Annotated in this window: 10 protein-coding genes, 1 tRNA gene and 1 pseudogene; 8 read left to right on the forward strand and 4 right to left on the reverse strand. The window is 74.7% G+C overall.

Features of this window, described 5'->3' with window-relative positions; translation table 11 throughout:
• The first annotated feature begins 270 nt into the window (after positions 1-270).
• From ACGF0D_RS21055 to ACGF0D_RS21065, 3 genes are all read left to right on the forward strand, one after another.
• Positions 271-1,074 carry a class I SAM-dependent methyltransferase gene (locus ACGF0D_RS21055; protein ID WP_392875999.1) on the forward strand — a complete coding sequence of 268 codons (804 nt, stop codon included), beginning with the start codon at positions 271-273 and terminating at the stop codon, positions 1,072-1,074.
• 231 nt (positions 1,075-1,305) lie between these two features.
• Positions 1,306-1,911 carry an AAA family ATPase gene (locus tag ACGF0D_RS21060; protein ID WP_392918324.1) on the forward strand — a complete coding sequence of 202 codons (606 nt, stop codon included), beginning with the start codon at positions 1,306-1,308 and terminating at the stop codon, positions 1,909-1,911.
• Positions 1,912-1,921: 10 nt separating this feature from the next.
• The gene (locus tag ACGF0D_RS21065; protein ID WP_392918326.1) at positions 1,922-2,791 is read left to right on the forward strand and encodes an NAD-dependent protein deacetylase; all 870 of its coding nucleotides are present in this window, start codon (positions 1,922-1,924) and stop codon (positions 2,789-2,791) included.
• Between the two features lie 100 nt (positions 2,792-2,891).
• Here the strand turns inward: ACGF0D_RS21065 and ACGF0D_RS21070 are convergent, their stop codons facing one another.
• Positions 2,892-3,548: a hypothetical protein gene (locus tag ACGF0D_RS21070; protein ID WP_392875990.1), complete on the reverse strand. Its 657-nt coding sequence runs from the start codon at positions 3,546-3,548 to the stop codon at positions 2,892-2,894.
• 479 nt (positions 3,549-4,027) lie between these two features.
• On the opposite strand from ACGF0D_RS21070, the gene ACGF0D_RS21075 reads away from it, so the two are divergent.
• Positions 4,028-4,699: a polysaccharide deacetylase family protein gene (locus tag ACGF0D_RS21075; RefSeq protein WP_392918329.1), complete on the forward strand. Its 672-nt coding sequence runs from the start codon at positions 4,028-4,030 to the stop codon at positions 4,697-4,699.
• A gap of 34 nt (positions 4,700-4,733) precedes the next feature.
• Here ACGF0D_RS21075 and ACGF0D_RS21080 read toward each other — a convergent pair whose 3' ends face one another.
• Positions 4,734-5,582, reverse strand: a complete 849-nt coding sequence (locus ACGF0D_RS21080; protein ID WP_392875984.1) for a hypothetical protein — start codon at positions 5,580-5,582, stop codon at positions 4,734-4,736.
• Between the two features lie 195 nt (positions 5,583-5,777).
• Between ACGF0D_RS21080 and ACGF0D_RS21085 the strand changes: the two genes are divergently transcribed.
• Positions 5,778-5,848, forward strand: a tRNA-Cys gene (locus ACGF0D_RS21085).
• 51 nt (positions 5,849-5,899) lie between these two features.
• On the opposite strand, the gene ACGF0D_RS21090 is transcribed toward ACGF0D_RS21085, so the two are convergent.
• A complete protein-coding gene (locus ACGF0D_RS21090) occupies positions 5,900-8,653 on the reverse strand; it encodes a helix-turn-helix transcriptional regulator (protein WP_392918331.1) in 2,754 nt (917 codons plus the stop codon).
• A 205-nt stretch (positions 8,654-8,858) separates the two neighbouring features.
• Here ACGF0D_RS21090 and ACGF0D_RS21095 point away from each other — a divergent pair, with 205 nt between their 5' ends.
• The 3 genes from ACGF0D_RS21095 (at position 8,859) to ACGF0D_RS21105 (ending at position 11,656) form a co-directional block, all read left to right on the forward strand.
• Entirely contained in the window at positions 8,859-9,884 is a 1,026-nt protein-coding gene (locus ACGF0D_RS21095) for a helix-turn-helix domain-containing protein (protein ID WP_392918334.1), read from the forward strand.
• A 23-nt stretch (positions 9,885-9,907) separates the two neighbouring features.
• Positions 9,908-10,879, forward strand: a complete 972-nt coding sequence (locus ACGF0D_RS21100; RefSeq protein ID WP_392918337.1) for a helix-turn-helix domain-containing protein — start codon at positions 9,908-9,910, stop codon at positions 10,877-10,879.
• Between the two features lie 309 nt (positions 10,880-11,188).
• Positions 11,189-11,656, forward strand: a complete 468-nt coding sequence (locus tag ACGF0D_RS21105) for a hypothetical protein (RefSeq protein ID WP_392875972.1) — start codon at positions 11,189-11,191, stop codon at positions 11,654-11,656.
• Positions 11,657-11,818: 162 nt separating this feature from the next.
• Here ACGF0D_RS21105 and ACGF0D_RS21110 read toward each other — a convergent pair.
• A pseudogene (locus tag ACGF0D_RS21110) lies at positions 11,819-11,899 on the reverse strand (lytic transglycosylase domain-containing protein); the annotation flags it as partial.

An 11,899-nucleotide genomic window follows, 5' to 3' on the forward strand; every position in this document is an offset into this window, starting at 1 on the left:
TTCCTCGGTGAGGGGCGAGAAGACGTCCTCTCGCGGGCTCCCGAGCGGTGGGGACCGGGGAGCGCGCGGCGTTTCCGGATTCCATACGTTCCAGGCGTGACCGCGCGCCGTCAAGGCGGTGGGCGGAACTTACTGACTTTTCGTCAACAAGACGTGCTGTCAAGGCGCTCGGCCGAGGGCGCGGCCGGCCGCCCGGCGTCTGACCGGCGGCCGCTCCGAGCCGGTTGCCCCGTCGCCTCGCCCGCCTCGCCCGCCTGCGAGAATTCCGGCATGGCTGAGCACGAGAGCGACCACGGCTACCTCCTGGACAACCGGCAGACTGAGGCGGGCATCCGCTTCGACGCCCTCGCCGAGCTGTTCGACCCGGTGACCTTCCGGCACGTCGACGCCCTCGGGATCGGCCCCGGCATGCGCTGCTGGGAGGTCGGCGCGGGCGGCCCCTCGGTGCCGCTCGGACTCGCCGAACGTGTCGGCCCGACCGGCGCGGTGGTCGCCACCGACATCGACGTCTCCTGGACCGCCCCCGCCGCCGGCGGCGTGATCGAAGTGCTGCGCCACGACGTGGCGGCCGACCCGCCGCCGCCCGGCGGCTTCGACCTGGTGCACGCCCGGCTGGTCCTGGTACACGTCGCCGACCGCGCCGAGGCCCTGCGCCGGATGGTGGGGGCGCTGCGCCCCGGCGGCCGGCTGCTGCTGGAGGACGCCGACCCGGCCCTGCAACCGCTGCTCTGCCCGGACGAGTCCGGCCCCGACGAGCGCCTCGCCAACCGCCTGCGGTCCGGCTTCCGCACCCTGATGGCCGGGCGCGGCGCCGACCTCGCGTACGGCCGGACGCTGCCCAGGGCGCTGCGCGAAGCGGGCCTGATCGACGTCCAGGCCGACGCGTACTTCCCGATCACCTCGCCGGCCTGCGCCGTCCTGGAGGACGCGACCGTCCGGCAGATCCGCCGGCTGCTGGTGGCCGAAGGCCTCGCGACGGACGAGGAGATCGACCGCCACCTGGCCAACGTCGCCACCGGCCGGCTCGACCTGGCCACCGCCCCGATGATCTCCGCCTGGGCCCGCCGCCCGTGACGCCTCCCGCCGAGCCCGGCGGGACGGGGGCCGCGGCGCCGCTCGCCGAGGTGCGCGCCCCCGGGTGCGTCAACACCTGCTCCTGTAGCGGCGGTTCGGCCCCGTTCACCTGCGCGTCGGCCTGGTGTACCGGGGGAAGGTCCACTGGAGCGGCGGTCTCGGCGACCTCCGCCGTCCGCCACTCGCGGGGGAGGTGGCGGGCGGCGGCCCTCCCGGGCAGACTCACCGGGCATGACGCGACGCCCGACCGTGCACCGACGCCCGCAGCTGCTCGTCGTGAGCGGCCCGCCCGGTGCGGGCAAGACCACACTGGCGCACGCCCTGGCCGATGCGCTCGGCCGGCCGGCGGTCTGCCGGGACGAGATCAAGGAGCGGATGGCCGCCGCCCGGGAGGCGCCGGCCGAGGAACTGGACCGGCGGACGCTGGCCGCGTTCTTCCACACCCTCGACGGACACCTGCGCGCCGGGACGGACGTGGTGGCCGAGGCGGCCTACCAGGACCGGCTGTGGCGGCCCGGCCTGACGCCGCTCGCCGAACTCGCCGAGCTGCGCGTCGTGCGCTGCGTCGTCGAGCCGGAGGTCGCCCGCGAGCGGATCGCCCGTCGGGCCGCCGAGGCGCCCGGGCGGGCCGTCCACGCGGACGGCGAGCTGCTGGGCCGCATCGCGCGCGGCGAGCGGCCGATCGAGTCCTGGGTGCCGATCGCGCTGGACGCCCCCTGCCTGGCCGTGGACACCACCCGCGGCTGGGCCCCGCCCCTGGAGCGGATCACGGCCTTCGCCACCCGCGCCGCCGAGGATCCGACCGTCCCGCCGGGTGGCCGCGGCCCGGCGGTCTAACCTCGACGGTATGGACGCGTTCGAACATCCGGGCGGGCAGGCCGTCGTCCCGCCGGGGGAGGGGCTGGAAGCCCTGGTACGGCTGCTGGACCGGCGCGGCGCGGTGGTGCTCAGCGGGGCGGGCCTGTCCACGGAGTCCGGCATCCCCGACTACCGGGGCGCCACCGGCCGCCGCCGCAGCGGCACCCCGATGACGTACCAGGAGTTCACCGGCAGCGCCGACGCCCGGCGCCGCTACTGGGCCCGCAGCCACACCGGCTGGCCGGCGATCGCCGGGGCCCGGCCCAACGCCGGGCACCACGCGGTGGAGCGGCTGCGCCGGGCCGGGCACGTCGCGGCGGTCATCACCCAGAACGTGGACGGCCTCCACCACGCGGCCGGCACCCGGGAGGCCGTGGAGCTGCACGGCGGACTCCACCGGGTGGTCTGCCTCGACTGCCGCCGCACCGGCACCCGGGTCGAGCTGGACCGGCGGCTGGAGGAGCTCAACCCGGGCTTCCGTCGGCCCGGCGCGCAGCTGCGGCCCGACGGTGACGCGCGGCTGCCGCAGTCCGAGGTGGACGGCTTCCGGGTCGCCGCCTGCGCGGACTGCGGCGGGGTGCTCAAGCCCGACGTGGTGTTCTTCGGCGAGAACGTCCCGCCGCCCCGGGTCGAGCGCTGCTACGAACTGGTCGACGCGGCCGACTCGTTGGTGGTCCTCGGTTCCTCCCTGGCGGTGCTGTCCGGGCTGCGCTTCGTCCGCCGCGCCGCCCGGGCGCGACTGCCGGTCGCGATCGTCAACCAGGGGGCGACGCGCGGGGACGAACTCGCCGCGCTCCGGCTCGACCTGCCGCTGGGGCCGGCCATGACGGAGGTCGCCCGGCTGCTCGACGCGGCCTGACCGGCGCGCTCGCCCGGTTCCCGCCGCCGCGCTCGGCCGACCGCCGCGCTCGGCCGACCGCCGCGCCCGGCCGACCGCCGCGCTCGGCCGACCGCCGCGCTCAGCCGGCCGGCTGAGCGGGCCGGCCAGGTACCCACAGCGGCACCCGGCCGCCGCGCGGCATGCAGCGCGCCGCGTCCTGCTCCAGCCAGTCGGCCACCCGCTCCGGATCGCCCTCGCACAGCTCCACCAGCGCGGACGCGGCGATCCCGGTGCAGCACAGCACCAGCGCCAGGGTGTCCCGGCGGCGGTGGTGTTCCCGTACGTACGCCTCGGCGCGCTCCTCGATCCGGTGGATGTGGCCCGGCCCGTCGTCGGCGGTCAGCGCCTGCACCCCGTGCCACACCAGGGTCAGCGCGCAGGGCTCGGCCGGGTGCGAGGAGCCGGCCCGCTGTGCCTGCTCGCGGGTCTCCGCCGAGCGCTGCCCGAGCCACTCCAGCGCCGCCGGCCCGTCCTCCCGGCAGCGGCGGAGCACCAGTTCCGCGGCCCGGGCCACCACGGCCCGCAGCACCGCCGGTGCGGGCGCCCGCAGCCCGGCCGCGGACCCGTCCCCGAAGGCCAGCCAGGCATCGGCGAACGAGGCCGCCCGCACCCCGCCGACCCAGGTGGTCGACTCGCTCGCCGTGCTCAGCCGGTCCTCGGCCCCCAGCCGCACCAGCCCCACGGCCGTCAGGCACGCCGCGTCCCCGTCCAGCTCCCGCAGCCATCGACTCAGCACCAGCACACACCCCCGTCAGCGGTTCATCCCCGTGAGGCCTCATCCCACCACACCAGGACGGAGACGAACTAGACAGGAGCACGTCACAATCTGGAACCAGACCTTCCGCGCGGTCCTGCGACGGAGGCGGCGTGGATGCGGTGGCGGGTGACGGCCGGGCGAGCGACGGCGACGGCCTCGGCCGGCCGGGTCCCCGCACCGCTCCCGAGTCCGCTTCCGGCGGCCTCGGCGTCGGATCCGGGCCGTTCGGGCCGGACCCTCGGCGGGCGATTCCCGATCCGGCATCCGGGTGAATTGGCGCGGCGCCGCCCGGCGCGGAATGAAGCCGGGTCCGGCGCTGCCAGAATGCAATTTCCTCGGGGTCCACCCGCACAGTCGGCGCCATCGGACAGCTGGAGCGGAACATGCGAATCATTCAGCCGCGTATTAGTTCGGAAAAGAGGCCCGGTGCAGTCGCGGGCGGCTTTCCGTGGACGCTCATGTATCACTCGGTGGCGCCGGCGCTCGACGATCCCTATCTGATCACCGTCGATCCGGCACGGTTCCGCCGCCAGCTGCGCTGGCTGTCCGCCCGCGGCCTGCGCGGGGTGTCGGTGGGCACGCTGATGCGCGCCCACCGGGACGGCACCGCGGCGGGCATGGTGGGGCTCAGCTTCGACGACGGGTACCGCGACTTCGTGGAGGAGGTCATGCCCGCCCTGGCGGAGCACGGCTTCACCGCGACCGTCTACGTGGTGGCCGACCGGCTGGGCGGCTACAACGACTGGGACCGGCAGGGCCCGCGCAAGCCGCTGATGACGGCCCGCCAGGTCCGTGAGGCCGCGGCCGCCGGGATGGAGATCGGCTCGCACGGGCTGACCCACCGGCGGCTGGCGGGCCTGGACGCGCGGGACCTGGCGGCCCAGGTCGCCGACAGCCGCCACGTCCTGGAGGACCTCACGGGCCGGGAGGTCGCGGGGTTCTGCTACCCGTACGGCTCGCTCGACGCCGCCGCGGTGGAGGCGGTGGCCGAGGCCGGCTACGACCACGCGTGCGCGGTCAGCCCCGGTGCCCACAGCGGGGAGTACGCGCTTCCCCGCTGCTACGTGGGCGACCGGGACGGACCGCTGCACCTGGCCGCGAAGCTGGTGCGCGACCGCTGGCGGCGCTGACCGCCGCCGACGGCCGCTCGGTGGGGGCGGCCGCTCAGCGGGGGACGGCGGCGGATCCCGCGGTCGGATCCGCGCCGGCCCCCGCGGCGGGCTCCACATGGAGCCAGGACTCGTGCCACAGCAGCGCGCACCGGCGGTCGCAGCCCGCGGCCAGCGGCTCACCGCCGCAGCGCAGCCCGTCGAGGATGAACCACCGCCCCCCGGCGGGGTACTGCCACCACACGAGGGACCGGTGACGCAGCTCGATGGCACCGTGCCGGGTGCCGGCGTGGCGCTCCATCCCCGCCTGGAAGGGGACGCCGTGCAGGCGCCCGTCGGGGCCCAGGGTCGCGTGGATCTCCGCGAGGCCGCGCACCGTCGCCCACAGCGTGACGGGCCGTTCGGCGGGGGCCGGCGCGGGGGCGGGCTCCAGCCATTCGTCGCGGAACAGCAGCGCGCAGTCCATGCCGCAGCCCTGGGCCCCGTCGGCGCCGTGGCAGGTGGCGCCGGCCAGCGCGACGGTGCCCGACAGGCGCCGCACCCGGTAGTGGTCGTCGACCATGCGGCGCACGACGCGTTCGACCCGGTAGACGCCGCCGCAGAACGACCACTGGCTGCCGGTGAACCACAGGCCGCGGTGGCGGTCCCGGTCGTCGAGGGTGGCGCGCACCGCGGCCTCGTCCTTCACCCGGACCCAGTCCCCCTCGGCGAAGCGGGAGGGCCGGCCCGGCGCGGGAACGCCGTCGCGGCGCTCCCGCAGGCCCTCGCGGGCGATCCGGGCGCGGCGCACGACACCGAGCGGGGGGAGGTCGCGCAGGGGCAGGTTCTTGTACTGGCACCGGTTCGCGGCGGTTTCGCTGCGCAGCTCCGCGGTTCGGGGGAACCGTGATTCCTCGACGGCCATCAATGAAATCCCATCGGGTTGGAGATATCGGCACAGGCTAGCGCAACCGGCCTTTCACCGTGCGGGCCTCCGGAGCCTTTCGAGGCCATGTCGGAAGAAATAGCACTAGACCCACTAAGAGCCTTCCGGAGTGAAGAAACGCCGCTTCCGGAGAGTTCCGGGTTCATACCCGTGTAATGTTTCCACCGGTGTCGCGGTGGAGTGGCCGAGTGGTGAGGCGACGGCTTGCAGAGCCGTTCAGACGGGTTCGATTCCTGTCTCCACCTTTTCTCCCGTCCGCTGCCCGCCGACGTGGGTGCGCGGCAGGGCGCCGACGGTCAGGCCGACGGCATGTCCAGCCGGTCGCTCAGCTGGCTGCGGGAGGTGATCCCGAGCTTCGGGAAGATCCGGTACAGGTGGGTGCCGATCGTCCGGGGTGACAGGTGCAGCTGCCGGCCTATCTCCTTGTTGGAGAGGCCCTGCGCCGCCAGCTGGGCGATCTGCACCTCCTGGGGCGTGAGCAGGTCCCGGTCGGGGCGGCCCTGGCTCTTGCTGCCCTCGCCCGCCGAACGGAGCTCCTGGGCCGCCCGTTCACGCCAGGGCTCCACGCCCATGGCTTCGAAGGACTCCCGGGCGATCCGCAGCGGAGTGCGGGCCTCCATCACCCGGCGGTGGCGCCGGAGCCAGGTGCCGTGGGCGAGCATGAGCCGGGCACGGACGAAGGGCGCCCGGGACATGTCCAGATCGAAGGCCGCCCGGAACCGCTCCTCGGCGTCCTCGTCGTCGGCGAGCAGCGCCCGGGCGAATCCCAGGCTCACCCGGATCATCTGGACCTCGCTCGCCCCGGCGGACGTGACGAGCTGTCGCAGGGCGGCCTTCGCCATGGCGCGCTGGTCCTCGCCGGTGGCGGCCTCGGCCAACTCGGCGATGGCCATGGTCTGCATGAACGGGTGGTAGGAGGGATCGGCCGGGTCGAAGACCCGCCAGACGCAGGAGAAGGCCTCGGCGTGCCGACCCGCGGCCAGGGCGATGAGGCCGCGGGCGATCTGGATGTACGCGAGCTTGGAGGGGTCGACCACGGTCAGCCCCTGGCCCTCCGCCTCGCCGATCGCGACCAGCGCGGTGTCCAGGTCGCCGCGCAGCGCGGCGAACTGTGCCTTCGCCACCCGGGCACCGGTCAGCCAGCGCGGTTGCGCGGTCTCCTCGGCCAGCCGTGCCGCCTCGGCCGCCGCCGGGAGCCCGGTCTCCCAGTCGACGGTGTGCACGGTGGCGAGGGCGAGGAGCACCAGCGTCTTGGTCAGCGGGCCCCGACGCCCCTGACGACGCAGTCCGTCCGCCGCGTGGCGGGCGAAGCCGGTGACATGGTCGAACCCGTTCACCATGATGGCCGCGTTGCCCAGGGTGGCGGCGGCCACGACGTCGTACCCGCCCTCGCGTTCGAGGCGCCGCAGCCGGTCGATCACCGTCGCCGACGCCTCCAGCGGGGCGGCCCCCGCCAGCGTGCACACCAGGTCCGGGTGGAGTTCCGGGACCGGCAGCCGCTCGGCGGCCGTCACGACGCGCTCCCGCAGTTCCCGCCCCGGGTCCGCCCACCAGCAACGCCACGCGGCCACACGCAGCAGCCGCAACGCGAGTTCGGGATCGCCGGCCTCGGCGGCCTGCTCCGCGGTGGCGATCAACAGGTGGATCCGGGACGTGCTCGTGTCGGACTCTGACTCCAGCCACTCGCGCAGCAGGACCACGCGGGCCCGCTCCAGCACGTCCGGGCCCAGCGATTCGGCCTGCTGCACCAGGGCCGACACGCGATCCGCCCGGCCGAGTTCGAAGCACAGCTCCGCGGCACCGAGGAGGCGCGCCCGCCGTCCCGAAGGGTCCTCGCTCAGCGCGGTGGCGCGTTCCAGCGCCGTCAGGGCCGCTGCGACGGCACCACGCTCTCGCGCGCCGAGAGCCACCCGGTCCAGTTGCCGGGCCACCGCTTCGTCGGGACGGCCGCCGGCCGAGGCCCGGTGCCACGCCTGCCGGTCGGGGTGTCCCCGGAGGGTGTCGGCGAGCGCGCCGTGGGCGGCCAGACGGTCCGCGAGCGGTGCCGAGCCCAGGACGGCGGAGCGCACCAGGGGGTGGGTGAAGGCGATCCGGAACCCGTCGACGCGCACCAGGCCGGCGGCCACGGCGGGCTCCAGCGCCAGCGCGGAGATCTCGGTGCCGGTCAGGGCCGCGGTCGCGGCGAGCACCTCGGTCAGCGCACCGTCGTCGGTGGTGGCGGCGACCAGCAGCAGCTGGTGGGTGTCGGACGGAAGGTCGGCCAGCCACGAGGAGAAGGCGCGCTCGAGCCGGGCGGTGAGGGGGAGCACCGGCGACCCCACGGACCCCGTGGGCTCCCCGTCCGCCGCGGGGGAGAGGGGGAGCTCGATCAGTGCGAGGGGGTTGCCGGCCGACAGCCGCGCCACCCGGCGGCGCGCCCCCGGGCCGAGGCCGGGACTGCGGGCGTCCAGCAGGGCGTCGCCCGCGCTCGGGGCCAGCGGCCCGAGGTGCAGCTCGCGGATGTCGGGGACGCCCCGCCTGGCCGTACGGTCGTCGCGCACGGCGAGGAGCAGGCCGAGGGGTTCGGCGCCGACGCGGCGTGCGACGAACCCGAGGACGTCCAGGGTCGGCGCGTCCAGCCACTGGGCGTCGTCCACGACCAGCAGTACGGGGGCTTCGGCGGCCGCCTCGCCGAGCAGGCCGAGGGTGGCCAGGGCGATCATGAAGAACCGGGGCGCGGAGGCGTCGTCGGACGGCTCCGCCATGCCGAAGGCGCCCAGCAGGGCCTGCGCCTGGACGGCGGGCAGGTGCGGGATGCGCTCCGTCATGGTGTGGGCCAGCTGGTGCAGCCCGGCGAACGGCAGCTCGGTCTCGGCCCGGACACCCGCTGCCCTGAGGACGGTGAATCCGGCGCTCCCGGCCCGGGCGGCGGCGTGGTCCAGCAGGGCGGACTTGCCGATCCCGGGGGCCCCGTGGATCAGCAGCGCGTCGCCCCGCCCGGGCAGGGCGTCGACCAGTGCGTCGACGGCCGCCAGTTCCTCGTCCCGGCCGAACAGTGTGGTGCCTGACATCCGAAGTTCCTCTGCGCCTGCGCCTGCGCCAGTGCTCTGACCTGGACCGTTGCAGTGTAGGTGCGCGCATTGCACGGTTCGAGTGCGCGGATAGTCATGTGTTCGGCGCCACATCACCTACAGTCGCTTCGCAGTCATCCGGCCGCCGACGTAAGTCATCCCGTGTCCCATGCTGGAAGCCATGTCGAGCGGAGGGAGAGGACCGATGGCATCCGTGACCGACACGGCCGGGCAGCCGGACGACGGGAGCACGCTTCGCCGCCGGAGCGGGGCCGTCCCCGTCGCCGCCGTCCCCTTCACGGTCGCCTCGTACGAGCCCCCGTCGGACCCGGGCCGGATGACGACCCGGCAGTTGGGGCACCTGCTCTTCCTCACGACGGAGGCGGGCCCCCGGTGCTACACCCGCGGCCCGCGGGAGATCGCCCGTGGCACCCGGCAGGCCGAGGGGTTCCTCGTGGTCGCCGTCATGGGGGCCACCGGCGCCGTGGTGCGGCAGGACGGCAGGACGACCGAGGTCCCCGCGGGAGCGGTCTCCTTCTGGTACTCGGAGACCCCTCATGTGGTCGACTACCCGGACGGAGTGGACGTCAGGGTGTGCCTGATCCCCCGCCGGGCCCTCGGCGCGCGGGACGAGCAGCTGGCGCGGGTGACGGCCACCGTGGCCGACGCCGGCGGGCCGGTGGCCGCCCTGGTCGCGCAGTCCCTGCTGACCCTGGCCGAGACCGCCGAGGACTGCCCCGAGTTCGTCGCCGGCCGACTGGCCCGCAATGTCACCGACCTGGTGGCCACCCTCGTCACCGAGCAGGCCGCCCGTGACACGCCCGCCACGGAGGACTCCCGCACGGAGGACTCCCGGTACGCCCGGATCCGGGAGATCCACGCCTACGTGGACCGGCACCTCAGGGATCCGGAACTCGGGCCGCAGAGCATCGCGGCCGCGCACGACATCTCCGTCCGCTCCCTGCACAAGCTCTTCGAAGGGGAGGGGACCACCGTCAGCCGTCTGATCCAGCGCCGCCGGCTCCAGGAGAGCGCCGAGGAACTCACCCGCGAGGACGGCGGTGACAGCACGGTCTCCGGCGTGGCCCAGCGATGGGGCTTCACCGACCCGGCCCACTTCAGCCGGCTCTTCCGTGCCTCGTACGGCATCTCGCCGAGCCGGTGGCGCGACACCCGCGGCGGCGCCGAGCCGGCCACCCGGCCGGACCCCCCGGGCCCGGTGTTCCGATGACCCGTCGACCAGAGAGGAACCCGGTGTCCCCTTCCCGCTCCACCGCATCTCTCTCCACCGCATCGCTGTCCGCCTCCGACCGGGCGGACGTGTGGCACGACGCCGTGTCCCACGCCTTCGTGCCGATGGCCGTGGAGTTCCTGGAGGAGGTGCCGTCACCCGGGGAGCTCACCGGCCACCGGCTCGGTCCGGTGCGGATCTCGAGGGTCCAGGCCGGGCCGCAGACGGTGACCCGCACCAGGCGCCTGATCGCCGACGCCGACGCGCCGACGCTCATCCTCAGCCTGCAGGAGCGCGGCACCGCGCTCAAGGAGCAGGACGGCAGGGAGACGCTCATCCGGCCCGGCGGATTCTCCCTCACCGACACCTCCCGGGTGTTCCGCAAGAGGATCGACGAGGAGTTCGCCTTCACCTCCTTCCACTTCCCCCGTGCGGAACTCGACGTCCGGGACGAGGACCTGAGGGCGCTCACCGCGACCACCTTCGACGGCGCCGAGGGCAGTGCCGCACTGCTGGCCGGCTACCTCCGCCAGATGGCGCGCGAGGCGGCCGGGCTGGACGAGGCCGTCGGGCGCCGGGCCGCGTCCACGGCGCTCGACCTGCTGGCGCTGCTCGTCGACGACCGGGCCGGGCTGGTGAGGCCGCAGGGTTCGCGGACCGCGGCCTCGCTGGAGCGGGTCAAGGACCACGTCCTGCGCAACCTGCGCGATCCGGACCTCTCGCCGGCCAGCATCGCGGAGGCGAACTTCATGTCGGTGCGCTTCCTCCACAAGCTGTTCCAGCAGGAGGACCTCACGGTCGGCGGGTGGATCCGCGCCCAGCGGCTGGAGCGCTGCAGCCGGGACCTGCTGCGCCCGATGGCCGCGGAGCTCGGCGTGGCGGGCATCGCCCGGCGCTGGGGCTTCGCCAACTCCAGCCACTTCAGCCGCGCCTTCCGCGACGCCTACGGCATGACGCCGAGGGACTGGCAGGTCAGCGGCGGGGCGGCGGGCTGACGCCCGGCCGATCACGCCCTGACGAGTGACCGGAGGCGGGGATCGTGTCCGGTCGGCGAAGGCACCCGGGTCCGTACCACGAACGGCCCCTCCTCCACCGATCCGTCGAAGAACTTCGAATGATTCGACCCGTCAGGTGGCGTGGCGTTTCCTGGAACCATCGCACCGGGGCCGGTCCCGAGCAGGGGCCGGGGACCGGGGAGCGAGGACCGGCGAGTGCCGGTGGACCACCGGCCGACCGAACTCCTCGCGCACCGACGTCCAGTCGTCGGTCGAAGAGCCAGCCAAGCCCTCAGGACCGGAGGAACGATGCGTCTTCGCGCCATAGCCGCCGCCACGGCAGCGGCCGCCACCCTCGCACTCTGTCCCCTCGCCGCCACGACGGCGAGCGCCGCACCCGTGGCCGGGGCCGCGTCGGCGAAGCCCGCCCTCGACAGCGGCGTGTGGAACACCGCCACCTACAACCCCGACGGGCACGTGAACACGGTCGAGATCAACCAGTACGTCGGCAGCGACAACCACCACTACGTCGTCGGCTGGCTGTACGCCGGGAGCGGCAACGTCGCGTTCTACTACGACCAGTCCCACGACGGCGGCCGGACCTGGAACAGCTTCCTCGACCGGACGTACGTGGGCCCGGGCGGCTGGTACACCCTGCCGACGAAGTACGACGACGGGGGCGTGTGGTACCGCGCCTGTTCCGCGGCCGAGTGGGCGGGGAGCCCGTACGGGAACCCCCAGTGGGGCTACAACATCGCCTGCACCAACTGGTACTGACCTCAGGGGCCCGGGGCGGCCCGCCGGTGCCCGGCGGTCCCACGCCGCCCCCGGGAATGGGGTGAGGGCCCGTGTCGCGCGGTTGCGCGGCGCGGGCCCTGGTGGGTCACTCCGGTGGTCCCTGTCCGGCTCCCGGGGTGTGGGGGAGGCCGATGGGTCGGCTTAGTACCAGTGGTGGGACTGCCAGAAGTTCCAGGCGGCGTTGGGGCTGCCGTAGCGGGTGTTCATGTAGTCCAGTGCCCA

The sequence above is a fragment of the Kitasatospora sp. NPDC048298 genome, assembly GCF_043201465.1.
In the GTDB taxonomy this organism is placed as follows: domain Bacteria; phylum Actinomycetota; class Actinomycetes; order Streptomycetales; family Streptomycetaceae; genus Kitasatospora.